Annotated in this window: 28 protein-coding genes and 1 pseudogene; 22 read left to right on the top strand and 7 right to left on the bottom strand. The window is 59.0% G+C overall.

From position 1 onward, the window contains the following. Positions 1–209 precede the first annotated feature (209 nt). The 8 genes from amoC (at position 210) to ACVIYL_RS22130 (ending at position 7,164) form a co-directional block, all read left to right on the top strand. Entirely contained in the window at positions 210–986 is a 777-nt protein-coding gene (gene amoC / locus ACVIYL_RS22095; RefSeq protein ID WP_456779742.1) for a bacterial ammonia monooxygenase, subunit AmoC, read from the top strand. A 160-nt stretch (positions 987–1,146) separates the two neighbouring features. Next, complete coding sequence (locus ACVIYL_RS22100; RefSeq protein WP_456779743.1) at positions 1,147–1,968, top strand: methane monooxygenase/ammonia monooxygenase subunit A; 822 nt, start codon at positions 1,147–1,149, stop codon at positions 1,966–1,968. Positions 1,969–1,993: 25 nt separating this feature from the next. After that, positions 1,994–3,241: a bacterial ammonia monooxygenase, subunit AmoB gene (gene amoB, locus ACVIYL_RS22105; RefSeq protein WP_456779744.1), complete on the top strand. Its 1,248-nt coding sequence runs from the start codon at positions 1,994–1,996 to the stop codon at positions 3,239–3,241. A 146-nt stretch (positions 3,242–3,387) separates the two neighbouring features. After that, positions 3,388–3,885, top strand: coding sequence for a hypothetical protein (locus tag ACVIYL_RS22110; RefSeq protein WP_456779745.1), 498 nt, complete (start codon positions 3,388–3,390; stop codon positions 3,883–3,885). Between the two features lie 15 nt (positions 3,886–3,900). Beyond that, positions 3,901–4,260, top strand: coding sequence for a copper resistance CopC family protein (locus ACVIYL_RS22115; protein WP_456779746.1), 360 nt, complete (start codon positions 3,901–3,903; stop codon positions 4,258–4,260). Positions 4,261–4,430: 170 nt separating this feature from the next. Continuing rightward, positions 4,431–6,194 carry a CopD family protein gene (locus ACVIYL_RS22120; RefSeq protein ID WP_456779747.1) on the top strand — a complete coding sequence of 588 codons (1,764 nt, stop codon included), beginning with the start codon at positions 4,431–4,433 and terminating at the stop codon, positions 6,192–6,194. Further along, the gene (locus ACVIYL_RS22125) at positions 6,184–6,354 is read left to right on the top strand and encodes a hypothetical protein (protein WP_316395602.1); all 171 of its coding nucleotides are present in this window, start codon (positions 6,184–6,186) and stop codon (positions 6,352–6,354) included. The genes ACVIYL_RS22120 and ACVIYL_RS22125 overlap by 11 nt, the downstream gene beginning before the upstream one ends. Before the next feature lie 279 nt (positions 6,355–6,633). After that, positions 6,634–7,164 carry a copper chaperone PCu(A)C gene (locus ACVIYL_RS22130; RefSeq protein ID WP_456779748.1) on the top strand — a complete coding sequence of 177 codons (531 nt, stop codon included), beginning with the start codon at positions 6,634–6,636 and terminating at the stop codon, positions 7,162–7,164. A 406-nt stretch (positions 7,165–7,570) separates the two neighbouring features. Here ACVIYL_RS22130 and ACVIYL_RS22135 read toward each other — a convergent pair whose 3' ends face one another. Continuing rightward, entirely contained in the window at positions 7,571–7,789 is a 219-nt protein-coding gene (locus ACVIYL_RS22135; RefSeq protein WP_456779749.1) for a hypothetical protein, read from the bottom strand. A 1,052-nt stretch (positions 7,790–8,841) separates the two neighbouring features. Here ACVIYL_RS22135 and ACVIYL_RS22140 point away from each other — a divergent pair. Beyond that, positions 8,842–9,759 (top strand): NEL-type E3 ubiquitin ligase domain-containing protein, encoded by a 918-nt coding sequence (locus ACVIYL_RS22140; protein WP_456779750.1) that lies wholly within the window; start codon positions 8,842–8,844, stop codon positions 9,757–9,759. Then, the gene (locus tag ACVIYL_RS22145) at positions 9,719–9,883 is read left to right on the top strand and encodes an NEL-type E3 ubiquitin ligase domain-containing protein (RefSeq protein ID WP_456779751.1); all 165 of its coding nucleotides are present in this window, start codon (positions 9,719–9,721) and stop codon (positions 9,881–9,883) included. Before ACVIYL_RS22140 ends, ACVIYL_RS22145 begins: the two co-directional genes overlap by 41 nt. Here ACVIYL_RS22145 and ACVIYL_RS22150 read toward each other — a convergent pair. Next, the gene (locus tag ACVIYL_RS22150) at positions 9,856–10,977 is read right to left on the bottom strand and encodes an IS630 family transposase (RefSeq protein ID WP_456779625.1); all 1,122 of its coding nucleotides are present in this window, start codon (positions 10,975–10,977) and stop codon (positions 9,856–9,858) included. The two genes, ACVIYL_RS22145 and ACVIYL_RS22150, sit on opposite strands and share 28 nt — an antisense overlap. 43 nt (positions 10,978–11,020) lie before the next feature. Between ACVIYL_RS22150 and ACVIYL_RS22155 the strand changes: the two genes are divergently transcribed. Together ACVIYL_RS22155 and ACVIYL_RS22160 are read left to right on the top strand one after the other, a co-directional pair. Continuing rightward, the gene (locus ACVIYL_RS22155; RefSeq protein ID WP_456779752.1) at positions 11,021–11,278 is read left to right on the top strand and encodes a LexA family protein; all 258 of its coding nucleotides are present in this window, start codon (positions 11,021–11,023) and stop codon (positions 11,276–11,278) included. A 45-nt stretch (positions 11,279–11,323) separates the two neighbouring features. Continuing rightward, positions 11,324–11,728, top strand: a pseudogene (locus tag ACVIYL_RS22160) (NEL-type E3 ubiquitin ligase domain-containing protein); the annotation flags it as partial. Positions 11,729–12,293: 565 nt separating this feature from the next. On the opposite strand, the gene ACVIYL_RS22165 reads toward ACVIYL_RS22160, so the two are convergent. Then, on the bottom strand, positions 12,294–12,566 hold the full coding sequence (locus ACVIYL_RS22165) for a DUF2285 domain-containing protein (RefSeq protein ID WP_456779753.1): 273 nt from the start codon (positions 12,564–12,566) through the stop codon (positions 12,294–12,296). A 229-nt stretch (positions 12,567–12,795) separates the two neighbouring features. Between ACVIYL_RS22165 and ACVIYL_RS22170 the strand changes: the two genes are divergently transcribed. Further along, complete coding sequence (locus tag ACVIYL_RS22170) at positions 12,796–13,236, top strand: hypothetical protein (protein ID WP_456779754.1); 441 nt, start codon at positions 12,796–12,798, stop codon at positions 13,234–13,236. A 49-nt stretch (positions 13,237–13,285) separates the two neighbouring features. Further along, complete coding sequence (locus ACVIYL_RS22175; RefSeq protein ID WP_456779755.1) at positions 13,286–13,543, top strand: DUF2274 domain-containing protein; 258 nt, start codon at positions 13,286–13,288, stop codon at positions 13,541–13,543. Here the strand turns inward: ACVIYL_RS22175 and ACVIYL_RS22180 are convergent. The 4 genes from ACVIYL_RS22180 to ACVIYL_RS22195 form a co-directional block, all read right to left on the bottom strand. Beyond that, a complete protein-coding gene (locus tag ACVIYL_RS22180; protein WP_456779756.1) occupies positions 13,507–14,481 on the bottom strand; it encodes a LysR substrate-binding domain-containing protein in 975 nt (324 codons plus the stop codon). The two genes, ACVIYL_RS22175 and ACVIYL_RS22180, sit on opposite strands and share 37 nt — an antisense overlap. 315 nt (positions 14,482–14,796) lie before the next feature. Next, positions 14,797–15,303 (bottom strand): CoxG family protein, encoded by a 507-nt coding sequence (locus ACVIYL_RS22185; RefSeq protein WP_456779757.1) that lies wholly within the window; start codon positions 15,301–15,303, stop codon positions 14,797–14,799. A 41-nt stretch (positions 15,304–15,344) separates the two neighbouring features. Next, entirely contained in the window at positions 15,345–16,295 is a 951-nt protein-coding gene (locus tag ACVIYL_RS22190) for a cyclase family protein (RefSeq protein ID WP_456779758.1), read from the bottom strand. A gap of 19 nt (positions 16,296–16,314) precedes the next feature. Continuing rightward, positions 16,315–17,247, bottom strand: coding sequence for a 3-keto-5-aminohexanoate cleavage protein (locus ACVIYL_RS22195; protein WP_456779759.1), 933 nt, complete (start codon positions 17,245–17,247; stop codon positions 16,315–16,317). A 145-nt stretch (positions 17,248–17,392) separates the two neighbouring features. Here ACVIYL_RS22195 and ACVIYL_RS22200 point away from each other — a divergent pair, with 145 nt between their 5' ends. The 8 genes from ACVIYL_RS22200 (at position 17,393) to ACVIYL_RS22235 (ending at position 26,576) form a co-directional block, all read left to right on the top strand. Continuing rightward, positions 17,393–18,103, top strand: coding sequence for a TetR/AcrR family transcriptional regulator (locus ACVIYL_RS22200; protein WP_456779760.1), 711 nt, complete (start codon positions 17,393–17,395; stop codon positions 18,101–18,103). A gap of 113 nt (positions 18,104–18,216) precedes the next feature. Continuing rightward, the gene (locus ACVIYL_RS22205; RefSeq protein ID WP_456779761.1) at positions 18,217–19,083 is read left to right on the top strand and encodes an FAD binding domain-containing protein; all 867 of its coding nucleotides are present in this window, start codon (positions 18,217–18,219) and stop codon (positions 19,081–19,083) included. 11 nt (positions 19,084–19,094) lie between these two features. After that, the gene (locus tag ACVIYL_RS22210; RefSeq protein WP_456779762.1) at positions 19,095–19,583 is read left to right on the top strand and encodes a (2Fe-2S)-binding protein; all 489 of its coding nucleotides are present in this window, start codon (positions 19,095–19,097) and stop codon (positions 19,581–19,583) included. A gap of 1 nt (position 19,584) precedes the next feature. Beyond that, a complete protein-coding gene (locus ACVIYL_RS22215; RefSeq protein ID WP_456779763.1) occupies positions 19,585–22,047 on the top strand; it encodes a xanthine dehydrogenase family protein molybdopterin-binding subunit in 2,463 nt (820 codons plus the stop codon). Positions 22,048–22,587: 540 nt separating this feature from the next. Then, positions 22,588–23,295 (top strand): CoA transferase subunit A, encoded by a 708-nt coding sequence (locus tag ACVIYL_RS22220; RefSeq protein WP_456779764.1) that lies wholly within the window; start codon positions 22,588–22,590, stop codon positions 23,293–23,295. Positions 23,296–23,319: 24 nt separating this feature from the next. Continuing rightward, entirely contained in the window at positions 23,320–23,970 is a 651-nt protein-coding gene (locus ACVIYL_RS22225) for a 3-oxoacid CoA-transferase subunit B (protein WP_456779765.1), read from the top strand. A 329-nt stretch (positions 23,971–24,299) separates the two neighbouring features. Next, on the top strand, positions 24,300–25,739 hold the full coding sequence (locus ACVIYL_RS22230; protein WP_456779766.1) for an MFS transporter: 1,440 nt from the start codon (positions 24,300–24,302) through the stop codon (positions 25,737–25,739). Positions 25,740–25,775: 36 nt separating this feature from the next. Then, positions 25,776–26,576: a cyclase family protein gene (locus ACVIYL_RS22235; protein ID WP_456779767.1), complete on the top strand. Its 801-nt coding sequence runs from the start codon at positions 25,776–25,778 to the stop codon at positions 26,574–26,576. Positions 26,577–26,961: the final 385 nt, after the last annotated feature.

Genomic DNA, 26,961 nt, shown 5'->3' on the forward strand with positions numbered 1-26,961 from the left:
TCAACGTCGGTGCATTGGTGCGACGGCTTGGCAACTTCGTCCACCAAGATAGTGTTGCCGAAACGCGCGAGCTTCATCAGGCGCGGGCCCGGATCGCCGCGCAGCATCGAAGTGCTGGTCCCCTCCTGAGCAGCTACCCGTCTTGGAATCCGAAACCAATCAAACAAAACCTCAGTATCGAGGTACTAGGACAAAACTAAGGGGGAATAATGTCTGACGCTGCGTTAGATCGCACACCGAATGTCACGGGCACCAAGACCTTTAGCATAGACTACGGGCTGTTCGCGTTCGCGATCGTTGCGCTGACGATCCTCTACATCTGCGCGCGGCTGTATCAGCAGGCTTTTGGTTTCTCCATGGGGCTCGATGCGAGTTCACCAGAATTTGGCGAATACTGGATGACGCTCTTCAAGATCGAATTACCGGTCTTGTATGGCGCGGGCGCGCTCTGCTGGATCTATCTCTTCCTGACGCGTGACAAGAACATTGAGGCCATCACGCCCGCGGCCGAATTGCGCAGTTACTTTTATCTGACCATGTGGCTCGTCGTGTACAGCTTCTGTATCTTCTGGACGGGCAGCTTCTTCGCCGATGGAGATGGAGTCTGGCATCAGACGACCCTCAGAGACACGCCGTTTACTCCCAGTCATATAATTCTGTTCTATGCAACCATTCCAATCTATCTCTTCTTTGGCGTAGGCAGCTTTGTTTACGCAATGACCCGCATTCCGGCCTTCTGCAGGGGGATCTCGCTCATGCATGTCTTCGCCGTAGTGGGGCCTTTCCTCATTTTGCCGAATCTCGGTTTCAACGAATGGGGGCATGCTTACTGGCTCACTGAGGAAATCTTCTCGCATCCGCTGCATTGGGGTTTCGTGGTTCTTGGATGGTGCGCACTCGCGCTGGCGGGCGTCCTGATGCAGATCGTCGGACGATTTAGAGAACTCGTTCCGATTGTATTCGAGCAGGACGCAGCGAGCGCGTGACGGACCCCACGTTGGCTACACGCCGAAAAAAGCGCGGTGGGGGAAGCCGTGCGACAATAATACAAGACAACAGCCATTCCCGGGACAGTGATCGCAGTCCGGGAACTGCAAGTAAACCCTAGGGAGAGAGGAGTCACCCCAAATTACCGACATCGATGCAGTGGCGATTCCGAAAAGGAAAGCTGGCCCCAAGGCTGAGACGGTCATTTCTGTCTCCGGTCTAACTCCCAAGGCAGCAAGATACTCCCGCGTATTCGACTTCTTGGTCGTGGCGGCGGTGGTGCCCCTCTTTGCGGGAGCATTCCATCTGCACGTGATGCTCACGGTCGGTGATTGGGATATGTATGTCGACTGGAAAGACCGGCAATATTGGCCCCTTGTCACGCCCATCTCCATGATCATGTTTCCTGCTGCTCTGCAGGCGATCTTCTGGGTCAACTTCCGTTTGCCCATCGGCGCGACGCTGGGCGCGACAGTGTTGCTGATCACCACGTGGCTCGGACGTTACGCGAATTGGTGGATATGGACAGGATTCCCGTTCACGGAAGGCGTGCCGTCACAGGTGATCGCCGGCGCATTGTTGATGGATATGGCGTTAATCGTCCTTCGCAATAGCCTGTTCACATCCATCTTCGCGGGCTTTGCGTTCGGATTCATATTCTGGCCATCGAATTATTCCGCTTTGGCTCCGTTCTATCTCCCAGTCGAGCACCAAGGAATGGTCGCATCGTTGGCCGACATGATCGGTTACACATTTCCGCGTTCGAACATGCCTGAGTATCTGCGTATCATCGAGCGCGGTACGCTCCGGACTTTCGGTAGCTCGGTTAGTTGGGTGTCGGCCGCGTTCGCGGGCTTCATCTGCATATTCATGCATCAACTTTGGTGGCAGCTTGGGCGTTTTGCGTCCCAGACGACGTTCCTCAAGAACGGCGATGTCGTCAAATCCCTCATGGGTATGAAAAGCAGGCCAGCGGCCTAAGCGAATAAGCACAGGGAACACGGGTATGTTGGCGAAACTTATAAAACTCGCTGCCGGTTGGGTTATCGCCTTCACTACCGGAGTGTCTAGCGCAGCCGCTCATGGCGAACGTGCTCAGGAGCCATACTTGAGGACCAGGACGGTACAATTCTACGATGTCCACTTTTCCAAAACTGACGTGAAGGTGAACGAGCGGTTCGAGCTAACAGGAAAATTCAGGCTGATGGAGGACTGGCCGGACGCAGTTACTCCGCCGGATATTGTCTTCGTATCGAGCGTGTCGCCGGGGCCAACAATTGCCAGGGTGGAAACATACCTCAACGGTGAGCCAGCGAGGCAGTCTTTCGCAAAGCTGGAACTTGGCCGCGACTACGATTTTCGAATGGTTCTTGAAGGGCGCACACCGGGCAGCAGCCACATCCATCCCTCGATCTCGATCAAGGGATCTGGCCCTCTGGTGGGACCGGGTCAGTGGATAAATATCTCGGGTGATGCGCATTCGTTCGCGTTTCCAATCAAGACTATGACTGGTCTGCAAATCGACGACTTGCAGACGTTCGGGCTGACTAACGCGATCGGATGGCATGTGGCCTGGCTGGCCGTGGCTGCGGCTTGGTTATTGATCTGGTTGGTTCGTCCACTGTTTTTGCCTCGATGGCTTGTTCTGCAGAAGGGCAGGGAGGATTTGTTGGTTTCGTTGAGGGACACCGGGGTCGGGATCATTGTGGCGGCAATCGTTCTCGTCATGGTCTTCGGCGGCTACGTCCGAGCCAATCAGGAATATCCATATAATGTGCCCCTTCAGAGCGGGTTGAATAAGGTCGCGCCGCGCCCGGCAAGCCCTGCTGACGCAGAGGTCAAGGTCATATCGGCCACCTATGACGTGCCGGGCCGTTCGATGAGGTTAGCGACCAGGATAGCGAACAAAGGGTCAGAACCTCTTTCAATCGGCGAGCTTACGACCGCAAACATCCGCTTCCTCAATCAGGGGCTCCCAGCAGCAATAGCCAATGTAGATCCGACATACCCAAGGGATCTCATCGCACGCACAGGGCTTGAGCTCAGTAGTGATACGCCGATAAATCCCGGTGAGACGAGAGAGGTGCTCGTCGAGGCAACGGACGCCGTGTGGGAATTGGAGCGCCTTGTCAGCTTCCTCACCGACGTCGACTCCAAGTTCGGCGGGTTGTTGCTCCTTTACACTCCGAACGGGAAACGCGTCATAGCCGAGATAGGCGGACCAATCGTGCCCGTATTCACCGAACTTAGGTAAGCTTGGGTGCGCGAATGTTGCGGCGAGGTCAGTGGCGGACGAACGCGAGCGGAAGAGGGGCGCTCCCGGCGGTCCTTGTGATGGCGCTCGGCGCTCTCTTTATTCTTGGCGCCGTCCGCGAAGGCCATGCGCACGGAGCGGTGTCCATGGAGGCGGACCAATGCAAGCTGAAAGTGGACAGCTACTTCATGCATTTTACTGGCTATCAGCCGCAGAGCTCGAGAGCCGAATTTTGTGAGGACATACCGGAGGTCGGGCGAACGATCATTGTTCTCGATTTCGTCGACGAGTCCCTTCGAGACATCCCGGTAAGCGTGAACCTGGTTAGAGATGACGGCATACAAAGGATGGAAATGACGAACACACCATCCAGCATCCTCTACATTCCACCAAGGAAGTATCCGAACGGAACGATCAAGATCGACGTCAATTTCGAGAAAGCCGGCAGATACGTCGGCATGGTGGCGATCGAGGGTCGCGGGCAAAGCGTGGCGAACTTTCCATTCGACGTGGGGCGAGGCTGGAGTCTGATACGTCTTCTGGCGTGGTTCCTGGTCATAGTGTCAGGTGCCGTGGGAACGTTTCTGTGGGCACGGCGACGATACTCGATCGGGCGGGAGCTATCCTCGGCGAACCACAGGTAAAGGAGAGTTGTTTCGATGAAAAGGTTCGTTCTCGTCATGATGGCCGTGCTGATCGGAACGCCAAGCGCGGTACTCGCTCATGCGCATCTCATTCGATCGACGCCGCAAGACGGCAGCGAAATTTCGGCTCCGGTCGGGCCGATGGTCCTGTACTTCACCGAAGCGCTCGAACAGCGGCTCATCAATGTCGCCCTGTCTCGCGATGATAAAGCCGTATCAGGGCTTTCGCAGCCCGTGCTAAGCGGCAATGGTCGAATCGTGAATGTTTCGTTGCCTCATCTATCTGCCGGGCTCCATACCGTCAGTTGGAGCGTCGTCTCGATTGATGGGCATCGCACGGAAGGCAAGTTTACATTTCTCTACCGAGGACCTTGATGGAAACGGTCCTCTCACTTGCGCGAGGGACTTCTTTCGCCTCCACGGCAGCTTTCGGCGGATTCTGCTGGGGTTTGGAACTGTGGCGCGAGGGTCTTGAAAGCGGCACTCGGTCGCGCTTCACGACGATGGCTTCCATCGCTGCGTCCGTAGGACTCGTCCCCGGCCTCTTGTATTTGACGGTTCGGATCGGCGCCGTCCTTGGCAAGCCGGTCTTAGCTGTCAGCTTCAGCGACGTGCTCTTCATCATTGTGGACACGCGGTTCGGGAGAGCTCAGGTCGCGGCGCTCGGGTTTGTGCTAGTCGGAGTTGCGAGCTTGCGACTTCTTCACAAGCCAGGTCTTGCCGCGAGTTTCAGCGGACTATCGCTGCTGGTGGGATTGTTCTCGAGCCACTCGGCGGCTGGCGGCACTATAGCAGACCTCGCGATCAATATGATCCATGTTGCCGCGGCGGCGCTCTGGTTCGGAGGACTGTCAACCCTCGTTGTCGCGATGGCTCGCCAGGCAGCGGAGAGGCCCGAAAGTAAATCTGGGCTCCTGAGCGGCTTTTCGACGGTCGCGCTGCCGCTCATGTTGCTCCTGGTCGCAACCGGAGCAGCTCTAGCAATCGAAAACGTAGGGACTTGGCCGGGTTTGGTGGCGACCGAATATGGCTGGCTCCTGACAGGAAAGTTCGCCTGCATCGGCCCGGTCCTGATCTGCGCGGCGTTCATCAGACAAAGGCTATTGCCGTTGCTAAGGACCGAAGGGGCAACTCAGCCACTCGCGATGGTCTTGAAGATCGAGCTAGCCTTCGCATTTCTGGTCACGCTATTTGCGGGCTGCCTGTCCCAGGCCATTCCATCGAGACACGTCGAGATAGTCTGGCCGCTTTCGTTCCGTCTGGATCCAGCCGTCGCTTGGGGGACGGTACCGGGAAGTCACGTTCTGGCCATTGGTGGCTGCATTGCTCTGTTGATTGGGAGTATTGCCGCATTTGAGCTCGGTCGTATGGGAAGATGGCGGCGGGCGACGATCGCGGCTGTTGCTGGACTTGGCGTCGCAGGGGCTGTCGCGCTGCCCGGGTTATCAGTGCCCGCGTATCCTTCGACCTACTCAAAGGTTCCGGTACCGTATGACGCCGAAGCGATTGCCCGGGGACAGGACGTATTCGCTGCTAACTGCGTAGCTTGCCACGGCCTGAGGGGTAGAGGAGACGGCCCGTTGGCAAAAGAGTTGAAGCCGCCGCCCGCCGATCTCACTGCTCCGCACACGAGAGACCATACGATGGGAGACATATACTGGTGGGTGAGCCATGGCTTCCCATCCTCGGCGATGCCGGGCTTTGCCGAAAGTCTGTCGGACTTGGACAGGTGGCGAGTGGTCGAGTACGTGATGGCTCTATCGCTTGGCTATGAAGCAAGAGTTCTTGGTCCCGAAATATCGGTGGGGCAGCCGTGGCTTCACGCGATCGACTTTCCGACGTGCCGCGGCGTCGGCCCGAGAGGGAAGTTGAAAGATAGGAGCGATGGGCGCTCAAAACTTGTGCCGATCTTCCGAGATGGCATCCAAACGCAGCGCCTAGATCAGTTGACGCAACACGCGCGCGCCATCGAGCAAGCAGGCGGAATGATCGTCGCGGTGATGCCGTCTCACTCCGAGGAGTTCCCATCTCCAAGTGAGTCAGGAAATCCCTGCATCGTGTTCGACATGGACCATCGCATTGCCGCTGCGTGGAATCTCTATCGGCGCACAACGGCGAACCCCGGCTTCGATGACAACGATTCGCCTCCAGCGATAATCGAGTTTCTTATCGACAGATTCGGATTCGTGCGCGCACGCTGGCGTTCGGACGAGACGGAGGGATTGGCATCGCCTTCGCAACTGGTCGACGCAATTACGCAGCTCCAAGCCGAACCGGAGATCAACAAGAGAGGCGTTCATGACCATTAGCGTCCGGGCCGCTCTTGCCCTCATTGCTGTCTGGCTCCCGCTGATCGCACTCGCGATCAATGCTCTGGCCGAGCGCAGTGCCCCCCGCGAGTTTCAATCGATCATTTGTCGCGGCGACAGGTCTGGTGCCAGCAAGATCGCGGGCCGAGACGAGCCATGATCATAGTAGCGAGCAGATTCTGCGTCGACAAGCAGGTGGTAGCTCTTTTGGGGCGCTCGGATGGGGGATCAGTGTCAGAAGATGAGCATCTCACCTCGCCTTCCCGTATCAGCCCCCGAGTGACCGTCGCTAGCGCCGCCGTCATTCAGCGGAATGATCTTGATCCAGCCCGGTTGAGCCCACCTCCAAAAGCGGCAATTGCGGGAAACGTTCGCTGACCACCTTTCCCGCGAACATAAAGTGGTAAGCGCTAGAACGCAGATTACAGAGGAGGCCATGATGCCTTGGAAACCCACGATGTTGATGGCGAGTGCAAGGGCATTGCTTTCGCCGATTGCCGGCGTTGCCGTCCTGGCTTTTTTTAACAGTACCGCCGTCAGCCATGAGTTGGAGGTCGGAACACTCCTGATCCAGCATCCCTGGGTGGCTGCAAAGGATACGACCAATACCACGACGACGGCTTATGTGATCGAAATTCAGAACAGCGGCACAAGGCCAGATCGGTTGCTCGGGGCCTCGCTTTCGGGCGAGAAGGGGATCTTGCAGGAAGCCGATGCAGGCGTACGGCCAGCCAAGTTCGCCACCCATGAGCATGGCTTCCAAATAGAACCTGGTGGTTTCGTTCGTCTTCAACCCGGTGGCGCGCGGATCCTGTTTGAAGGACTTCACGGCGCACTAAAGGAAGGAGAGATGGTCAAAGGGACGTTGGAATTCGAAAAGGCCGGCACCATAGAAATCGAATTCACGATCGAGCCGGCGGGGATGGCTGAAGAGGATAATACGCCAATCCATCATCACACTCACCGCTAAGGTGCCAGGAGAAGGGCGAAGCATGGACGCCGTCTGAGGCAGAGGTGGGAGATCGAACCATGAGCGCGAGAGGCATTTGGGAGCGCCCCTGATCTGGAACATTCACGATCAAGCAGCCATGCTGAAGGGGGGATGGGATCATCCTTACCCAGCTTGAGGCAGGGCAATCCGAAGCTGAAGTGCAGTCAGCTCAACTTGCACCCGATTGCGGGATTTTCCGGAATACCACCAACAAGAAACTCTATAGACGTTTGTCGCCAACGGGCGGTTTTGCACTTGGTGCCCAGGTGCTGACGAGCGGGCGGGCGCCTGGAACATGCAAGACCGCAGGACGACCTCCTTCCTCTACGCTTCGACCGCCAAGCGCACGGCCAGTCCGGACCGGCTCGAGGCCAAGGTCTCGCCTTTATGTCGTGCAGGCTGGCACGGTGATCCCAGTTGCGCTCATCACGGGCATCCAGTCCGATCTGTCCGGCCAGACACCTTCGCCGGCAGTCGTGGACGAACCTATGGCGACGATCTTGATCGCGCCGGCGCCGGCCAAGCGCTCCGACAGAGTGAACATCCGATGCTGAAAATCCGTGGGTTTTACGGGAATGGCGGTCGTGGAGGGCGCTTCGGCCATGCGAGGACCTCGAAAATTTCGCCCAGTCTGGAGGGCGAGTACGACAATCCGATTACGGATGCGAAATAAGTTGTGAAACTCTTCGAATGCTACCAGTGCAGGGAGGTAAATCCAGTCCCGTCATCGATCGCAAAATGCGGTCTCCCAAGGATGCTTGTGGGAAATCCGCCGCTCGAACCGGATATCTCCGAAGCGTACCAAACGAACCGATGCTGACGCCTTACCACATCGCCCCCTCGTTACGCATTCGTCTCTTCCAGGCGCGGATGCCAAGCAGCGCCAGCAATACGTCCCGCGCAGCTTAGCTGACAGCCTCGCTCACGCGCGAATAGACCTATGGCGGGCAGGTGCTGGCTGTCCTAGAATTTCGCTTGGGATCGTGTTGGATCCTTACGGCCATCACCGCTCAGACGAGTTGTGATGCTGTTGAGAAGGTCGCACGCCGAAAACTATGATAAGGTGCGCTCGTCGGGGTTGTGCCATGACCGAAGTCCTTATCCGCGCTGGCATCATCATTTTTGGGCTGGTCCCCATAGCAATCGCAATTGTTGCTCTATTCATCTGAGAATAGTCGATCGGCGGCCCCGGACGCGTCGGGTGCAGAGATGGCCCCTTCGCTCCCTGGGGCCGTTCCGTCCTGTGGTTCCAGAACCAACCAACGGTCGAATGACATGCTGGGCATGACTCGAAACGCTCCATCCCCACCGCTGATAGGTCTCAATTGCGTCACCGGGCTTGTCCTGATCGCTTTTTTCGCGAGTCAGCATCAATCGGCCCGCGAGTTCTTGCTTCGTGAACCCAAGTCTCCACAGGCTTCCAAAAATGCGTTTGCGAGCAATGCGGGCATCGGGCGGGAAGCGCGATACTGGGAAGTGACTCAAGTACGACAGTTCCGGTATCCAATCCGGTCTGCACCGACTTCCCTGTCTCTGGCCAGACAATCAATATGTCTGGCATAGGTCAATCTGTCATGCCTGTCCCTGTCAACCTTGCCAGACGCCCTTCCTGCGGAGCTGAAGCGACTCGACGCCAGTGGCAACAGGCTGACCAGTTTGCCCGCGATCCTTCCGGCCGGGCTCCATGTGCTCAATGCCAGCGGCAATGAGCTGAGGATCCTGCCCGCCGATCTCCCGGCTGAGCTCGAGGGGCTGAATGTCGACAGCAATCGGTTGGCCAGCCTGCCCGAGATGCTCCCGCAAGGCCTCGTGGAGCTCGACGTCGGCAACAACCGGCTGACCAGTTTGCCCGCGACCGTTCCGGTCGGGCTCCAGGAGTTGAGGGCTGACGACAATGAACTGACCAGTCTACCCGCCGAGCTTTCGATCGGACTCCGGCTCCTCAACGTCGACCGCAATCAGCTGAGAAGCTTGACCGAGACGCTTCCGGCCGGGCTGCAGCTGCTCGACGCCGGCAACAACCAGCTGACCAGTCTGCCCGCGACTCTCCCGGCCGGGCTCCGGCGCCTGTACGTCGAGAACAATCAACTGAGAAGCCTGCCCGAGACCCTGCTGACGCAGCTCAGCTCTGAGTGCGAGGTTTCCCTGGAGCTTAATCCTCTACCGGAGCCGGTGCTGGCGAGTGTGGCGGCAGCTCTGAATGCCGAGGACTATGAAGGCCCGGACGTCTTCTTCTCGATGGAAGGAGAAGCAGCGCAAGGTCAGGCGCGGCCACTGGCGGAGACGGTGGCGGACTGGCTCGTCGGTGAGCCGGAGATGGGGACCGCCTGGCAGGACTTCGCCGAAGAGCCGGGTGCCCAGGAATACGCGCGCTTCCTCGACAGGCTGCGCGGCACCTTGAACTATGGCAATGAGGCGTTCCGGCAGGCGGTGCGCGATGATCTGAGGCAGGCTGCGATCAGGCCGCCATTACGCAAGCTGTACTTTCAGCTGGCCCCTCGATGCGAGCGAGACATGCGAAGATCGCATCACTTTGACCTGGAATGGCATGCAGACCGCGCGCCTGAACGCTGATGTCGAGGACGGGGTCTATGACAATCGGCTCGACGAACTGCTCCAGCACGGCCGTGTCACGTTCCGTTTGGAGGCACTAGTGGCTCTGCACAGTGATTATGACTCTTTGGAAGTCGCGGGATAGGCGCGGCCCATTTTGGTGCGGGCCTTGTCTGTTGTGAACATCCATTTGATGCGAGAGCGGGCGGCATTTCGCTTCCGTTCCCAAGCGGCGATTTCGCGGCGCAACCGCTTGGGGGCGTCGATTCTGCGATTGAGGCACTGGCCCCGCAGGACGCCGATCTCGATCTCGACCATGTTGAGCCAGCTTGCGTGCTTAGGCGTGTAGTGGAACTCGAGCCGTCGCAAAATCCGCCTGGCTTCGGCGGGCGGGAAGGCCTGATACAGGGCGCCGGCGGAGTGGGTCGATAAATTATCCTGGACGACTCGGATGATCTCGGCGTCGGGATAATGGATGTCGACGAGGTCGCGCATGCAGGAGGCATAGTCTTCAGCCGCGCGCCGCTCAGTGACTTTGACCTTGCGCCAGGGACGATGCACGTCGAGGAATACGAAGAGATTGACCGTGCCGTTGCGACGGTACTCGTAATCGTAACGTTCGAGCTGGCCGGGCTCGGCCGGAATCGGTTGACGCGCCTCGCCGATGAGCTGCACCGGGCTTTCGTCGAAGCACACCACCGGCCGCTTGGGATCTGGCGCCTCGGCGTAGAGGTCGAGCACGTCCTCCATACGGGCGACGTATTCGCCGTCGATCTGCGGAATGCACCACATGTCCCTGCGCCAGGGCTTGAGGCCATTTTCGGCCAGGCGCCGCCGAACCGTCTCATGCGACAGGCTCTTGTGTTCGGTGAGCTTGACCATCGCACCTGCCAGCAGCTCAAGCGTCCAGCGGGCCCGGCCTTCTGGCGGACTGGCGCAGGCCGTCGCCACCAACAAGGCTTCTTCCTTGACCGTGAGTTTGCGCTCCGCTCCGGGCCGCGGCTCATCGCTCAGCGCCCGCTCCAGATTGCCTTCCACGAAGCGGCGCTTGGTCCGGTACACGGTCGAGCCGCCCACGCCGACGCTCCGCGCGATCTCCTCATCGCTGCCGCCGGTGTCGGCAGCCAGCAAAATCTGCGCGCGCTTGAGCTTACGGGACGCATGCTTGCCGCCGCTGAGCAGCGCCTTGAGTTCCGTGCGCTCGATTTGGCTGAGGTCGACCCGATAGCGTACATTCATGGCATGCCTCCGTGTTCGAGGCACGCACCAACAACTGAATCGGATGGCCGGCGTGAGTCCTTCGGCAAAACCCTTCACGCCCACACAGGGGCAGTACCTGGCCTTCATCCACCTCTACACGCGCCTGCACCGCAGACCCCCGGCGGAAGCCGACATGCGGGAATACTTCCGCGTTAGCCCGCCCTCGGTTCACCAGATGGTGCTGACGCTGGAACGGGAGGGCCTCATCAGACGGCAGCCAAGGACCCCTCGCAGTATCGAGGTCCTCGTTGATCCAAAACACCTGCCGGAGCTACTCTGACCGCCAGACGCAACCCGTCAAAATCACTGTGCAGAGCCACTAGACGGGATCGCGCGCGAGACCGTCAGCTCGCTCCGCCGTGCCGACCCGAACGCCGACATCGACGAGATCGAGGTCTATCTTGCCTACCAGAACCAGCTGCGTGACCCGCTGGAGCTGTCGCACATCGCCCCGGACATGCGCTTCCTCGACGTCTCCCACGTCAGCGACAACGATGTTGCCGCGGCCGAGACGTCGGTGCGGAACCAGGAGGCGGCGGGGTTCGCCGATTATCTGGCAACGCGTTGGCAGCCCTGGGAGACGGTGGTGCGCCGCATCGCACCCGACGAAAATGCAGCGATGCGGCAGCGGCTCGCCGATGCGATGGACGGGGAGTTCGACAGCCGCCTGGGGCAACGACTGGCCGAACATCACCTGACCGGCAACGCTGATGCCGCGCGGCAGCTCTGAGTCCAAATCGGTCGTGAAATCGCCCGCGAGATCATGGTCCCGCTCACGCAGAAGGTGCTCGCGGATCGGGGCCTTGCGCTGTGAAGCGGCTCTTCAGTAGCAAAGGGATATCAAGCGTTTGCGCGCGACCATCGAGACCGGCAGCCCACGGCCTTGCCGGCGCACCTGTTCGGACTGATCGAAGTGATGCGCCACGCGTTTGCTCGAATCGATCGGGCCATCGCCATCAATCTAGCCGCGAGCTACGCCAGGGCGGGCAGCGGGTTCTCCTGGTGGATGCCGACCCGCGAGGCAGTTCGCCCGCGTGGTCGTCGGCCCGGACACCGAACCAGTGGTCGGCATGGCAGAGCCGACCCTGCACAAGGAAATGCCCAACATCGCCGGCCGATGGCTTGTAATTTGCTGGTGCCAACCTCGAACCCGTTCGCGGCTAACGCCTCCGTCGCCCTCGCGCAGTTAGCGGCGGCGACTACCCCTGCATCCAAGCATCCGTGTTGAATGGGTCGTTTGAATCGATTGGGTTCACACCGCGCCCCTGAGAGACCTTCGCTTCGAAACTGCCGAGCTAAGCTCGGGCCTGATGTACGGGCAGCGGAGCTTGAGCTTGAGAAACCGATGCTCGGGCGAGATGGCTATCAAAAGCGCGACGAGCCCGATCCCATTCGCAGGCTGGATCAACGTGAAGAACAATGCGCGCTACCTCGCACCAATCGACGCCATCGGTTTCGGCGTCAAGCAGCCGCCAGTACGTAGCCAAATGCTCCTCGTCATAGACGGTCAGATTCGAACCCGATGGCGCAATGTCATCGACGGTCGGATCGAGTAGCGGTTCCCGCACTGAAAAGTCTCCAATGCAGTTTTAGAGGCAACGAAGTTGATCGTCGCGAAGTTGGTCGTTGCCGTCAAAGTATCCTCAGATAGTGGAATAGTTTTGGCGGCGCATGGAGCACATCACACGATTGCGCTTCAAGTCATGATATCAGAAACACCTCACTGTTACGCTTTATCGTCACCTCGCTGAATGGCCGGCTTGGCATGCCGTTGATCATGAGCTTGAGATACATGTGATGATTTTCGAGGTTGAGGAAATCACCCGCGTCAAAGCGGGACTGAAATTCGTGGGCAGGGTAGGGCGCATCCTCGGCACCGACTCGGAAAGAATGATTAATCCCGACGTTGCCGAGAACGGTATGGCGAATGTTTGGATCCAGTTGATGCAGGTGCTGATGGGCGGCCGGATACTTGCGCAGTTCCGAGAGCATGTTTGTGGGCGCGAGCGTGATAAAACTCTGAAATTTGTCGATGTATACGAAGTGATCGCACCGTCGAGCCGGAGGAAGATCAGCACGCGCGTACGCCGCAAGCCCGATCATGGTGGCAAGGAGCCTACCAAGCAGGGAAGAGCTATCATCTCCGATTCGAATCTTTGCGAGATTTACGATGAGGACCCATCAATGCGTTGGCCTTCTGTAGCGGTATCGTCAAGTCAGAGTTCTCAGTCCGCGTGATTGTAACGCGCGATGCGGTACTGGCCCCCTACTGGAAGGGAAGAACACCATGATGAAGATCAAGCTTGGGTCGTTTGAAAACTACAAGCCGGTAAAGCTCACGATCGAGCTGCTGGCGGCGGTCTTTAGGGATCTCAAAAAGCTACGCCGACGCTCTGACGCAAAGCGCAGGCGGACGACGCCGACCGACCCTGCCAAGTTGATCGCGCCGATGATCGAGCATTTCTTGGCAGCCGACCGAGCGTTTGCGAAGGCCCGACGGAATGCTGCTCATTTCGTCCCTGGCTTACCCGAGAGGTCCGGATAGCGCTCGCGAAGCAGATCAAGGAACGGACGCAACGAGGGATTGCCGTTGGCCTGCCGCCAGTATGCGCGGAAGCTCATGCGCGTCGGTCCTTCGGCATCATGCACCCCGCGGAAGGTGACATCCGGATAGGTTGCGCCAGTCGCACTTTCCAATATCAGTAGAATGCCCCAACCCACGCCGACCAAGGAGAGGAGGCGGTCGAGCCCCACATCATGGCAAAGCAGCGGGCAAGGGTCGAAGGTTCCCAGTTTGCTGATGAGAAGATTCAGAAATTCCGGTCCCGGGCCGCGCTGTGACATTAACAGGGATTCGTGCCTCAGTTCGCCCCAGTGAATCACGTCACGGCCTGTCAGCGGATGGTTCGCGGGGAGAGCCGCAACGATACGCTCGCTCCAGAGCAACAATGACCTGTCGCTCCACCTTGGATTGGGCTCGGCCACGAAGGCGACGTCAATGGCGGTGCTCGCGAGGTCGGAGATTAGATGGTCGCTCAATCCGTCAACGAGATGCGTTTCGACTTCGGGGAAGCGGCGCCGGTGCTCGAGAAGGGTGGCCCGTAGATTGCCGACCGAGAGGGACGTGTGGATGCCAATAGTCAATCGACCACTCTCGCCACGCGCGCGGTTTTTGAGACGAATCGCGATTGCTTCCGTATCATCCAAGATGCGTTGGGCAGCATCTAGGAATTCCTGCCCCTCGACGGTCGGTCGCGTGCCACCGTTAGTGCGCTTGAAGAGGGGAACGCCCAACTTGTAATCGAGCTCTCGCAGGCGACGACTGAGAGTCGGCTGCTTGATTCTGAGCGTCTCTGCGGCTTGGCGCAAGCTTCGGTGCTGAGACGCGACGATCGCCCAGCGCAGCTCTCGCAATTCCACCAGCACGGTCGAAGCCCTATGGCGAGTTGTCGGTGACCAGTTTTCCGGATTGGGGTACTTCATTTGCTGGCACCGCTCAGCCCTCATTTGCTTCAGGCCGACCGCTCACGGAGTGCTGATGACGCTGGGAGCCTATGGACCCTGTCGGTCAAGTTCGGATTGGGTGTGGCACTCGCCGTATCGGCAGCGATCATGATCGGCGTACGAGGCCAAGGCGATTTCAACATCATGATCGACCTCTCTCGGCGTGCCATCTGCACGGCATCCATCACCATACGTTGGATATCAGTAACTGCTTGTGGGTGACCGATTTGGCGATGAAGGGCACGGATAGCCTCGCGCCGGTGCGCCGCGAACGAAGATTTCGAACCCGATGTATCAATCTTGGGGATGCGCGGAATTTCCTACGATTTCGGCCGAAGCGGGCAGGTTGAGCTGATCTTTTCCGCCGACGACGACTGCGAAGGTCTCGAAGAACCGTGCGGAAATTGCGCGTGCCGTAGACTGAACAATCCGACCTCCCAATTGCGCAAGTTTACCGCCGACCTCGGCGCGGGCTCCGTATCGCAGGATGGTCCGATCAGGTCCATCAGCAGCAAGAGTTACTTGTGCACCGCCCCGTACGTGACCCGCCAGCCCACCGTTGCCATGCCCCGACAGCGAAAAAGACTCGGGCGCGCCGCTCTGATCCAACTTGACCGTGCCGCTGAAGCGGGCCTTGATTGGGCCGATCCTAAGGACAACCCGCGCCTCCAGTTCAGTACCGGACAGCCGTTGAAGTTCTTCACATCCGGGAATGCACCGCTTGAGTACTTCAACGTCGTTGAGGGCCGCATAGATGTGCATGGGCGATGCGTCGATCGCCACTTCATCGCACAACTCCATGTCGCCCTCCCTTGTCTATCGCCAGATTGAAGGCCATGCGCCTATTTGATCGCTTGTGGATTGACGGGCGATCCGGCGCCACCTGGAAGGTGCAGCGGCGGAGCGACAAAGAAGAATTCATAGACCTTGTCGATCGCACAATCCTCCGCCAGTTCCTTCACGTAGAAAATCTCACCCATCGATACGCCGATCGCCGGGATCACGACCCAGTGCCAGGGCTGATAGGCTTCGGTCGTTTCGTTCGGGCGGACTTCGCAGCCCCAAGTGTCCGCGCAGATCGCCGCGATGTCCGTTTTCCGGATCCAATAGGCAGTCTCGAAGGCCAGACCTGGCGCATCGCCTCCCGCGTATCCCACCCAGCTGCCTTGCGAGAGGCACCGTTCCTGGTGGCCCGTGCGGACGATCACGAAATCGCCTTTGCGAATTTCCACGCCTTGCGCCTTCGCACAATCATTCAGGTCGGAACTGGTTATGCCGTAGCCATCTTCGAGCCAGTCGACTCCTTTCCAGCGCGCGATATCCAACAAGACACCCCGCCCGACCATCTTGTTACGCATGTGCTCGATGCCAAGTTTCCGGCCGCCCAGGCTGTCCACGAGCGCTGCCGAATAGCCATTGTACATCTTGCCGTCGAGAAACACGTGGCATAGCGCGTCCCACTGCGTCGAGCCCTGGCAGGGCATGGAGATGGAATCATCCGCATATTGGATGTTCGGGCTGGTCTGGTTTCCCGCGAGGGCATCGGTGCCCGTCGCAAGCATGAGATGTACCGGATTCCAGCGCACGCCGAAAAGGCCAGACTGGATTTTCTCCTTGAGGGAGAGGCCAAGGCTGAAGACCTTGCCTCGACGGATCAGTCCCGCCGCAGCGACGATGTCGGCCGGCGTGACATGGTTGATCGTTCCTAGCTGATCGTCCTCGCCCCATCGGCCCCAGTTCGACAGCACTTCGGCCGCTTCATGGATTGCTTCCTTCGACACCGGTTTCTGCATTGGACTCTCCATCGATCACTCAGAAGTTCACCCGGTCCGCGCCCTTCAACGAAAGCATCTCACGCGCTTCGTCGGGGGTCGCGACCTCCAGCCCGTGGCCCTCGATGATCTTTCGGGCGAAGCTCACCTGTTCAGCACTGGATTGAGCGAGCCTGCCTTTGCCGGCCCACAGCGAGTCTTCAAGTCCCACGCGAATGTTGCCGCCCATGGCGACCGCCATCGCGCCGATTCGCAGTTGCGACGCGCCGGCGCCCAGCACCGACCAGCGATACTGGTTGCCGAACAGGCGGTCGGCGGTTCGCTTCATGTGCATCACGTCCTCAGGATGGGTGCCTATCCCTCCCAGGATGCCGAAGACCGATTGCACAAAGAACGGCGGCTTGATCAGTCCGCGTTCGACGAAATGCTTGACGTTATAAAGATGGGCGATGTCGTAGCACTCGAACTCGAAGCGCGTGTTGTTCGCGTAGCAGGTCTCGAGGATGTACTCGATGTCCTTGAACGAGTTGCGGAACACCAGGTCGCGGGTGTTCTCCAGGTGCTGGCGTTCCCAGTCGAATCTGAATTCCTTGTATTTCTCCAGGAGCGGGAACAGGCCGAAGTTCATCGAACCCATGTTGAGCGAAGCGACCTCCGGCTTGAAGGTTGCCGCCGGCAGGACGCGCTCGTCGACCTTCATGAAAGGGCTGCCGCCCGTCGTAATGTTGATCACGGCGTCGGTGCTTTGCTTGATGCGCGACAGAAAGCGGGCGAAGCCCTCCGGCGTTTGGTCGGGCCGACCGTCCTGAGGGTTACGCGCGTGCAGATGCAAGATCGAGGCTCCCGCTTCCGCGGCCTTCAGCGCGTCCGTCACGATCTCGTCCGGCGTGATCGGGAGATGGGGTGACATGCTGGGCGTATGAATTGAGCCGGTCACCGCACAAGTAATGATGACCTTCCCGTTCGCGCTCATGGCTGGTTTCTCCCTTGCTGCAATTCGTATCTCTTTCCGTGTCTCTACTCGTTAGTGAGCACTTGGTCAATAGTTTTTGGTTGGCCATTGACAGCGCGTTGACAAGTGCTGGAAAGTTCGGCCGAAAAACCAAGGATGATGACTGATGAAAGCTAGGTCCGCGGGCCGGCCTGCAGCTTCTGCCCGGCAGGGCAGGCGCGCGCGTGATGCCGCTTCTGTCCAGAGTGGAGATCACGAGGCCAATCGGTCGGTCAGAAGCCGTCTGCCGCCGCACGAGCGTGAGCGGATGATCCTTGATGATGCAACGCGCTTTTTTGCCGAGCATGGCTTTGAAGCCAATATCCGCGACCTGGCCAAGCGCTCCGGAATATCTCAGGGCCTGATCTTCAAGTACTTTGGTTCGAAGGAGAGGCTGATTCAGCGGGTCTACGAAACGACCTTTCTCCAGCGGTGGCGGCCGGAGTGGGAAAGGAAGCTGAAGAACAGGGCCGAGCCTTTGGAAAAGCGGCTTTTCGAGTTCTACCTGTCGTATCTTCAGACCGTGGATGAGTATGTCTGGATCCGGATAGCGCTTTTCTCCGGTCTGTCCGGAAATGACCTGACTTCCCAATATATCCGCGACAACGTCTCTTTCCTGATGGAGGCGATCGCGCTGGAGTTGCGCCACGAGTCGCGCGAGGCGCTTGCTGCGGGCGTGGGCGTTATGGAGATGGAGCAGGTCTGGATGCTGCACTCGACGTTCATCTACTACCTGATCCGCAAGCACATCTTCAGAACCCCGACTGCGCCCGCCCAGGACGCGTATGTCGAACAGATGGTGCGGCTATTTCTTGTTGGGCGGTTGCCGCGACTCTGACCTCCAGAGGTTGGTGCTTGATCCTTCCTTGGTGAAGGAGGCGTCAATAAATATTGACATTGCGAAAAATTGATGAGCAGATGGTCAATAAATAGATCGCCGGGAGGATCCGAATGAAGCCGTCGCCATTCGAATATCATCGTGCCAGTTCGATCGAGGATGCCATCGCGGCACTTACCAGGCATGGAGAGGGGGCGCGACTGCTGGCCGGCGGACAAAGTCTGATTCCGATGATGAACTTGGGGCTGGCGACGCCGGACCTGCTCGTTGACGTCGGGAATCTCGCCAATCTGAGGTATGTCCGGGTCGAAGATGGGATTCTTCGGATCGGCGCGCTGGCGACCCACAACGCCATCATGGGGGCGGGCCCCCCGGCATCGGCTTGTCCGATGCTCATTGTCGCGTATCAGAGCGTGGCACACCACACGATCCGCAATCGCGGGACACTTGGTGGCAACATTTGCCACGCAGATCCCGCGTCCGAAATGCCGCTGGTTCTCACGCTTCTTGACGCATCGATGGTCATCCGAGGTGCGCGTGGCGAACGCGTGGTGCCGGCTGACAATTTCTTCATCGACGCCTTCGAAACGCAAGTCGGATCTGCCGAGATGCTAACCGAGATCCGCATTCCGATCCAGGCCGCAGGCGAAGGCTATGCTTTTGAAGAGATGTCACAGCGCAAGGGCGATTTCGCCATCGTCTCCGCTGGCTGCCGGCTCTCGATGCGGGAGGGACGCTTGTCGAATGTGCGTTTCGGCCTCACCGGCGCCGGCGACCGAAAGCGGAGGGTGGCTGCGGTGGAAGCGAGGCTGGAAGGTGCCATTCCAAACGATCGTCTTTTGGCGGAGGTGGCCGAACTTGCGGTCGTCAATGCTGATCCAAACGACGACATCCATGCCGATGCCACGTACAAGCTCGACCTTGTGCGGGCCATGTCGCGTCGCGTTCTGACCGGCGCGGTCAGGATAGCGGTTAAGTAGGGGGGGGCACGATGCAGACGCAGAAAATAGAGCTAACGATCAATGGTGCGACCTATTCCGGTCAGGTTGAGCCCCGCATGCTTCTGTCGGATTTCATTCGACAGGTCGCTCGGCTTACCGGCACCCATGTCGGATGCGAACATGGCGTATGTGGCGCCTGCACGGTTCAAATCGACGGCAAGACCGCACGATCCTGCTTGACCTTTGCAGTACAAGCAGAGGGACATGATATTCGCACTGTGGAGGCCCTCGGCAGACAAGGCGCGCTTCATCCGATCCAGCAAGCATTCTGGGAAAAACACGGCTTGCAGTGCGGCTATTGCACTCCCGGCATGCTGATGCGAGCCGAGGAGTTTCTGGCCAGTAATCCGAATCCCAAACGGGAAGACATCATCGAAGCGATCAGCGGAAATCTTTGCCGCTGCACCGGCTACCAGACAATCGTAGACGCGATCGAGCACGCGGCCACACTTCTGAAATCGCAAAAGGCGGAGGCGTGAGATGAACGACCAGACCACACGTATCCCCGTAAGCCGCCAGCGCGAAAAGCCAGGCCAAAAGACAAAGTGGATCGGCTCCGACATGAAGCGCGTCGAAGACCCGCGCCTCCTGACCGGTCAGGGCCGCTATGCCGACGATGTGAGCCTGCCCGGCATGCTGCATGCGGCCACTCTGTCTAGCCCTCACGCTCACGCTCGTATCATATCGATTGATGCTTCCGCGGCGCGTGCATTGCCGGGTGTCGTTGCGGTGATGACAGGCGAGGACGTGGCGAGATCGACCGGACCGTTGCCCTGTTTTTCAAACCCGCCGGTGGAACAACGCTGTGTTGCAGTCGACCGTGTCCGTCACGTCGGGGAGCCGGTGGCGATCATCGCGGCTGACAGTCGTTATATCGCGGAGGACGCGGCGCGTCTGATCGAAGTCGAGTACGAGCCGCTGCCACCGATGAACGATCCGCATAAGGCGATGCACGCGACGGGGGAGGGGGTGCTGCATCCCGCGCGTGGCGACACCAACGTCGCAATGCACCGCAAGTTCTCGTTCGGTGATGTTGCGGGCGACTTCGCCCGCGCAAAGCGGGTTGTCAAACGCTCGCTCCGCTGGCCCCGATCGGGTGCCCAGCCGTTGGAGACCTGCGGCGCCGTCAGCGAGCACGACAGCGCGACGGGTAAGTTCACGATTCACGTGAACAGTTCGATGTACAATTATGTGGGATGGCTTCTGGCGGTCACGCTGGGTGTGCCGGTCCACAAGCTCAACATCGTGCCCACAATCGCTGGCGGCAGCTTCGGCTCAAAGCTTTTCCTTCACAAGGTGCCGGTGATCTCGGCGGTTCTGGCTCGCGAAACCGGGCGACCGGTGAAATACATTGAGGACCGCGCCGACAACATCCTGGCTTGCGACCATCACGGCTCGGACCGTTTCTACGATTGCGAACTCGCTCTCGATGAAAACGACAATATGATATCGATGCGCTGCAAGGTGATTGACGACTACGGCGCCTACTTCCAGTTTGGCATCGGGCACCATGGCAACGCGTTGTCGCAGATCACCGGTCCTTATCAGATCGGCAGTGTCGAGGCCGATATCACCGCCGTCATGACGAACAAATGCCAGCAGGGCGCGTATCGCGGCTTCGGTTCGGAGGTGTCAAACTACGTTATGGAACGGATGGTCGACGCGGCGTGTGCCGAGTTCGGCTTCGATCCAGTGGAGTTCCGGCGCAGGAATTTCATCAAGCCCGAGCAGTTTCCCTATTTCATCCCCACCGGCAATCTCTATGACAGCGGCAATTATCCAGCCGTGCTCGATAGGGCGCTGCAGATGCTCGATTACGATGGCTGGCGGAAGAAGCAGGAAGAGGCTCGCAAGGAGGGGCGCTATATTGGAATCGGACTTGCTACCTGCCAGGAGCGCTCGGTTTTTTCGGCAACTGAGTTCTGGATGCTGAACCACGAGGCGGGTTTTGCGCTGACTTCATCGCCCGAGGGGGTGAAGGTCAAGATCGATCCGACCGGCAACGCTGTGATTACCCTTCAGGCTCCTTTCTGGGGCAACAGTCCGGAAACCATGGCGACCATGCTCTTGGCCGAGCATCTGACCATGGATCCTGCAAATATCTCGGTCACGTACGCTGATACCGATAGTGGCATAGCGGGCACCGGACCGGGGGGAAGTCGCTTCACAGTGATGGTGGCCGGGGCCATCGTCTCTGCCTCTCAAGTGATCAGGACGAAGCTGTTTCTGCTCGCGGCTCACCTGCTGGACGCCGACCCTTCCGACATGGAATTGTTCGACGGAAAGATCAGGGTCAAAGGGCGGCAAGGCGTTGAAAAGTCCATCGCCGATCTTGCAATGATGGCGCATTTCTTCCGTCTCTCGTTCCCGGACACGCCGGACTTCGACACGGGACTTGATGCGTCCTGCACCTACGACCATCCGCTGACTACCATGCCGTCGGAGGACCGTAAGGATCTGGGCATCTTCTATCCGATCATGGGCCATATGTGTCACATGCCGGTCGTGGAGGTTGATGTTGAGACCGGCAAGGTCAAGTTTCTCGACTATGTCGCGGTGCATGACTGCGGAACGATCGTGAACCCGATGACACTCGCGGGCCATGTTCGGGGCGGCACGGCGCAGGGGATCGGTTCAGCGATCTATGAAGAGTACAAGTACGCCGACGATGGCCAGTTCCTGAATGCAAACTTCGCCGATTATATTCTGCCCAGTGTCCACGAGGTGCCGCCGAATATCCGCGTCGGCCATGTGGTAACGCCGTCACCCTTTACCGAATACGGCATCAAAGGCGGCGGCGAGGGTGGCAGGATGGGCGCCCCGCCCGCCATTGCCAGCGCAATCGAGGACGCGTTGAAGCCATTCGGAGTCAAGGCGGATTTCTTGCCGTTGACGCCGGCGAAGCTGCGTGGCCTCATCCGTCAGGCGATGGTGAACCGGTAGTGTCTCAAGCGAATTTGCGGGCGATCGGTATATCGCCCGCAAGAGACAGATCTACGGGGGCATCAAATGCACTGCTAAACCGACTGCGTTGCCCCTCGATCGCGATGTCTCGGACCGGTGGCTCGATCGACGCCTCGTATGTAGCTCCATTGCCTCAAGTCCTCCAGAGCTGATTCTCTCAGTGCGGGCCAACTCCGTTTTGGCCGGCCGCCGGCCTGATCGTTGCTAACCGTTCACCATAAATCGATTCGAAAGATTTCCTAATCGAGTTGAGGCCGATCCTACAACGAGAGGACGACACTTCGGTCCAATCGATCAGCGAAATTCAGTTTCGAATGAAGCAATCGCCCTCACTGCGAACAGACAATTCGCAATGTCAAAAGATCGTGCGTTGATTTTATCTCAAGCTGGAGGCTGAGAATTTCGTGAATGGCGTACGCGCGGTGTGACCAAAATGCTCGCTAGTGAAAGCGCAAATTGCTGGGGCATGTCTGGAATGCGCGACAATCCCGGCTTCTTTCTCTCGCAAGGTGGCGTTACATGAACAAGGTCTATCCCGACGCCAAGTCGGCTCTCGATGGCATTCTCAAGGACGGCATGATGATCATGTCGGGCGGCTTCGGCCTCTGCGGCATCGCCGAGACCCTGTCCGACGCGATCCGCGAGTCCGGCGTCAAGGGCCTCACCGTCGTCTCCAACAATGCCGGCGTCGACGGCATCGGCCTCAGCCGGCTGCTGGAGACCCGCCAGATCAAGAAGATGATTTCGTCCTATGTCGGCGAGAACAAGCTGTTCGCCCAACAGTATCTCGCCGGCGAGCTCGAGCTCGAGTTCAACCCGCAGGGCACGCTGGCCGAGCGCATCCGCGCTGGCGGCGCCGGAATCCCGGCCTTCTACACCAAGACCGGCGTCGGCACGCTGATTGCCGAGGGCAAGGAAGTGAAGGAATTCGACGGCGAGAAGTACATCATGGAGCGCGGCCTGTTCGCCGACGTCGCCATCGTCCATGCCTGGAAGGGCGACACCGCCGGCAATCTGGTCTACCGCAAGACCGCGCGCAACTTTAACCCGATGATGGCCACCGCGGCGAAGGTCACCGTCGCCGAGGTCGAGCACTTGGTGCCGGCCGGCGAGATCGATCCGGACCACATCCATACCCCCGGCATCTTCGTCAAACGCATCGTCGAGGTCGGGACCGGCAAGAAGCGGATCGAGTTCCGCAACACCCGTCCGCGGCCCGCCGCCTAAAACATAATCCTTCAGGAGAGCCACATGGCCTGGACCCGTGAACAGATGGCCGCCCGCGCCGCCAAGGAGTTGCGCGACGGCTATTACGTCAATCTCGGCATCGGCATTCCGACGCTGGTCTCGAACTACATCCCCGACGGCATCGACGTCAGCCTGCAGAGCGAGAACGGCATGCTCGGCATGGGCCCGTTCCCCTATGAGGACGAGGTCGACGCCGACCTGATCAACGCCGGCAAGCAGACCGTGAGCGAGCTGCCCTCGACCAGCTATTTCTCGTCGGCCGATTCCTTCGGCATGGTGCGCGGCGGCCATATCGATCTGTCGATCCTCGGCGCCATGCAGGTGGCGCAGAACGGCGACCTCGCCAACTGGATGATCCCCGGCAAGATGGTGAAGGGCATGGGCGGCGCCATGGACCTCGTCGCCGGCGTCAAGCGCGTCGTGGTCGTGATGGAGCATTCCGCCAAGGACGGTCCGAAGCTGCTCAAGCAGTGCAACCTGCCGCTGACCGGCGAACGCGTGGTCGACATGGTCGTCACGGATTTGACGGTGTTCACCATCGACAAGCACGGCAAGGACGGCATGGCGCTGATCGAGCTCGCCGACGGCGTCACGCTCGACGAGGTCAAGGCCAAGACCGAGGCCGAATTCCGCGTCGCGCTGAAGAACACATAGGGCAGCGATCATGGGTGAGCGTGACGACCATTCGATCCGTACGCCCCGATGACCCTGAGTTCATCGCAGTGTCTGACGTGAAGTCGGTCGTGCCCAATGCTTCCTATCTATGGCCGCGATGCCAGATTACGCCAGCCGCGGCAAGGTACGCTCCTGATGTGGATCAATCGGTAACCTTGCGCCGCCGCCCATTTTTCCGGGCCGAACGTCCTGTCGCACAATCCTTATTGCCTTATTGAGTTTGACTTGAGTAATGCTTGCTCCTGCCTGATCGTTATTATATACCGACTCAATAATAAAAGCGCGACCTTGGGAGTAGAGGAGGGCACATGCTGGAGCGTTTGGAGCGACAAAGCTCACTGACGAGGAATCAGATCAAACTGATTGGATCCGCCATTGCGGGTAACATGCTCGACTTTTTCGACCTCTTCCTTATCGGCTTCGTGCTTGCTTTCATCGTGAAGCCATGGGGGCTCACGTTCGGTCAGTCGGCGACGGTACTGCTGTCGTCGGGCATCGGAGCGATGCTCGGTGCAATCTTTTGGGGGAGGCTTGCCGACGGGATCGGTCGCCGATTTGTCTTCTCGGCGACGATTGTGACCTTCGCGGTTGCAACAGGCGCGATGGTTCTCACTCAGGATGGTGCTTGGCTCTATCTCTCAATCATGCGCTTCTTTGTCGGATTCGGAGCCGGCGGCCTGTACTGCGTCGATGTGCCCCTCGTTCTGGAATTCGTTCCAGGACGCCTCCGCGGGCGTGTCGGGGGTCTTGTAACGGCATCCATTCCTGTCGGCTTGCTTCTGGCTTCACTTGCCGCTGCAACTTTAACTTCACTGATCGGATGGCGAGGTCTATTTATCCTCGGCATGGCCCCGGCCTTCCTCCTTCTCCTGGTTCGTGCTTGGGTACCCGAGTCGCCGCGCTGGCTTTTGTCACGTGGTCGCACGGAAAAGGCGCGCGAGAGCGTGGCCTGGGCTTTGGCTGTTAAGCCTGAAACGTTGCCGCCGACTGTAGCTTCGTCGGAATCGGTCGTGCAGCCTCCGGCGCGCTTGCGGGATCTCGTGCGTTATCCGCGCAGTCTCCTGCTTTCTTGGATCACAAACCTCGGTGTGCAGACCGGAAACTATGGGTTCACGATGTGGGCCCCGACGCTCCTCGTGCTGGTTCTTCAGATTCCTCCGGCTTCGGCTGCTTGGTACATGGCGGCAATTAGCCTGGGCGGATTGGCGGGTCGCCTTCTCTTCGCTTGGCTTGCTGATTACATCGGGCGGCGCCCGTCAGGAGTGTTGCTGGGCTTGGGCGCGGCTATCACTCTGGCATTAGCGGCCTCCTTCCACGACGCGTTTCTCGGTCCGTTGTCTGTATTCTGGCTAACGCTCATCGTGGCGAATGTGTTTATCGACGGAGGATTTGCTGTCGTCGGGCCATATGCCGCCGAAGTCTGGCCGTCTTGGCTGCGCGCGACCGGCATGGGATCGGCATATGGCTTTGGCGGAATTGGCAAGATCATCGGACCGCTCGGCCTGGCGTGGATTGTGGGCTCATCGAACGTCGTCAGTCCTCAGGCCACCGTTGCGGCAATTGTCCCGGCTTACCTGTACCTCGCAGCTTGGTTTGCATTAGCCGCCGTCACATTCCTTGTCCTTGGCATTGAGACCAAGGGACGGTCAATTCAATCCCTCGATAGCAGGTTGCTCGAGGACCAGGCGCTCACGAAAAAGTCGATGGCGCTTGCTGCCGTCCGGGAAGCCGCTTCTGACCGGCGCTAATGGTGCGGACTTGGTCATCATCAAGAGGAGTGGGTAATGGCACGTCAATTCATCGACATCTCGATCGCATTGGACAACGACACGCCCGTTGACCAGCCGGGCTTCGGGCCGAAGATCGAGTATCAGGATCCCAAAAGCAACGTTCCGGAAATTCTTCGCTTCTTCCCGGGGTTGACAGTGGATCAACTTCCCGGCGGCGAAGGTTGGAGCAACGAGACGGTCAAGCTTCGGACGCATAGCGGAACGCATCTCGACGCCCCCTATCACTACCACACGACCATGGATCGAGGGAAACGAGCGATCACAATTGACGAAGTGCCGCTCGAATGGTGTTTCCAACGAGGTGTAAAGCTGGACTTCCGTCATCTTCCCGACGGGTATGTGGTGACGGCCGAGGACGTGAAAGCGGAATTGAAGCGGATTCATCACAGGCTTGAGCCGCTCGATATCGTCCTTGTAAACACCCGCGCAAGCTCCCGGTATGGTTTTCCGGACTATGTTGATGTCGGCATCGGGATGGGCCGTGAGGCGACGTTGTACCTACTGGAGCACGGAGTCCGGCTAACGGGCACTGATGCTTGGGGGTGGGATGCGCCATTCAAGTACATGGCAGAGCGCTACGCTAAAACCAAAGATCCAAGCATCATCTGGGAGGGCCATCGAGCCGGCATGGAGATTGGCTACTGCCACCTCGAGAAGCTCCACAATCTGGAGAGTCTTCCCGCGAAAGGCTTCCAGGTTTGCTGTTTCCCCGTGAAGATCCGTGGTGGCTCCGCGGGTTGGACCAGGGCAGTCGCAATCATCGATTCGACGAACTCAGATTTGGTCTTGGACTAGTCAAAGCGGAACGTCAGCCATGACCGGCGATCGAAAGGTCATCATGACGGGGGCGATCCGTACGCCATCGATGTCGACGCATCTATCGGTCGCCTAGATTCGACACCGCAATGCCCAACGAAGCTCGCACCATTCTCGCGCTCAAGGGATCCTACAAATAGTAGTTTTAAGAAACGTCAACAAGCTTACAGCAAAGAGCCGCTTCCGAGCCGTCAACTCGGAACCGCGCCGTCCCGCTCCGCGACCTGACCGTGTTGATAATCGGGGCGGGAAGAGGAATAGGTCGGGCCGCGGCGCTCGCCTGTGCTGACGCTGGGGCGAGGGTCATGGCGGTCTCGCAGGACGCGCTCCGACCTGGACGAGCTGGTACGTGAAGCGGCAGCAG

The sequence above is a fragment of the Bradyrhizobium sp. USDA 3315 genome, assembly GCF_054056795.1.

Bases quoted from the DNA above. Each gene is read 5' to 3' on its own strand.
- ACVIYL_RS22195 (WP_456779759.1), bottom strand. From the start codon at position 17,247: ATGAGCGCGAACGGGAAGGTCATCATTACTTGTGCGGTGACCGGCTCA.
- ACVIYL_RS22180 (WP_456779756.1), bottom strand. From the start codon at position 14,481: ATGAAGTACCCCAATCCGGAAAACTGGTCACCGACAACTCGCCATAGG.
- amoB (WP_456779744.1), top strand. From the start codon at position 1,994: ATGTTGGCGAAACTTATAAAACTCGCTGCCGGTTGGGTTATCGCCTTC.
- ACVIYL_RS22175 (WP_456779755.1), top strand. From the start codon at position 13,286: ATGATGAAGATCAAGCTTGGGTCGTTTGAAAACTACAAGCCGGTAAAG.
- ACVIYL_RS22210 (WP_456779762.1), top strand. From the start codon at position 19,095: ATGCAGACGCAGAAAATAGAGCTAACGATCAATGGTGCGACCTATTCC.
- ACVIYL_RS22205 (WP_456779761.1), top strand. From the start codon at position 18,217: ATGAAGCCGTCGCCATTCGAATATCATCGTGCCAGTTCGATCGAGGAT.
- ACVIYL_RS22135 (WP_456779749.1), bottom strand. From the start codon at position 7,789: ATGGCCGAAGCGCCCTCCACGACCGCCATTCCCGTAAAACCCACGGAT.
- ACVIYL_RS22170 (WP_456779754.1), top strand. From the start codon at position 12,796: ATGATTTTCGAGGTTGAGGAAATCACCCGCGTCAAAGCGGGACTGAAA.
- ACVIYL_RS22150 (WP_456779625.1), bottom strand. From the start codon at position 10,977: ATGAATGTACGCTATCGGGTCGACCTCAGCCAAATCGAGCGCACGGAA.
- ACVIYL_RS22130 (WP_456779748.1), top strand. From the start codon at position 6,634: ATGCCTTGGAAACCCACGATGTTGATGGCGAGTGCAAGGGCATTGCTT.
- ACVIYL_RS22200 (WP_456779760.1), top strand. From the start codon at position 17,393: ATGAAAGCTAGGTCCGCGGGCCGGCCTGCAGCTTCTGCCCGGCAGGGC.
- amoC (WP_456779742.1), top strand. From the start codon at position 210: ATGTCTGACGCTGCGTTAGATCGCACACCGAATGTCACGGGCACCAAG.
- ACVIYL_RS22125 (WP_316395602.1), top strand. From the start codon at position 6,184: ATGACCATTAGCGTCCGGGCCGCTCTTGCCCTCATTGCTGTCTGGCTC.
- ACVIYL_RS22220 (WP_456779764.1), top strand. From the start codon at position 22,588: ATGAACAAGGTCTATCCCGACGCCAAGTCGGCTCTCGATGGCATTCTC.
- ACVIYL_RS22155 (WP_456779752.1), top strand. From the start codon at position 11,021: ATGGCCGGCGTGAGTCCTTCGGCAAAACCCTTCACGCCCACACAGGGG.
- ACVIYL_RS22110 (WP_456779745.1), top strand. From the start codon at position 3,388: ATGGAGGCGGACCAATGCAAGCTGAAAGTGGACAGCTACTTCATGCAT.
- ACVIYL_RS22215 (WP_456779763.1), top strand. From the start codon at position 19,585: ATGAACGACCAGACCACACGTATCCCCGTAAGCCGCCAGCGCGAAAAG.
- ACVIYL_RS22230 (WP_456779766.1), top strand. From the start codon at position 24,300: ATGCTGGAGCGTTTGGAGCGACAAAGCTCACTGACGAGGAATCAGATC.
- ACVIYL_RS22115 (WP_456779746.1), top strand. From the start codon at position 3,901: ATGAAAAGGTTCGTTCTCGTCATGATGGCCGTGCTGATCGGAACGCCA.
- ACVIYL_RS22190 (WP_456779758.1), bottom strand. From the start codon at position 16,295: ATGCAGAAACCGGTGTCGAAGGAAGCAATCCATGAAGCGGCCGAAGTG.
- ACVIYL_RS22225 (WP_456779765.1), top strand. From the start codon at position 23,320: ATGGCCTGGACCCGTGAACAGATGGCCGCCCGCGCCGCCAAGGAGTTG.
- ACVIYL_RS22185 (WP_456779757.1), bottom strand. From the start codon at position 15,303: ATGGAGTTGTGCGATGAAGTGGCGATCGACGCATCGCCCATGCACATC.
- ACVIYL_RS22235 (WP_456779767.1), top strand. From the start codon at position 25,776: ATGGCACGTCAATTCATCGACATCTCGATCGCATTGGACAACGACACG.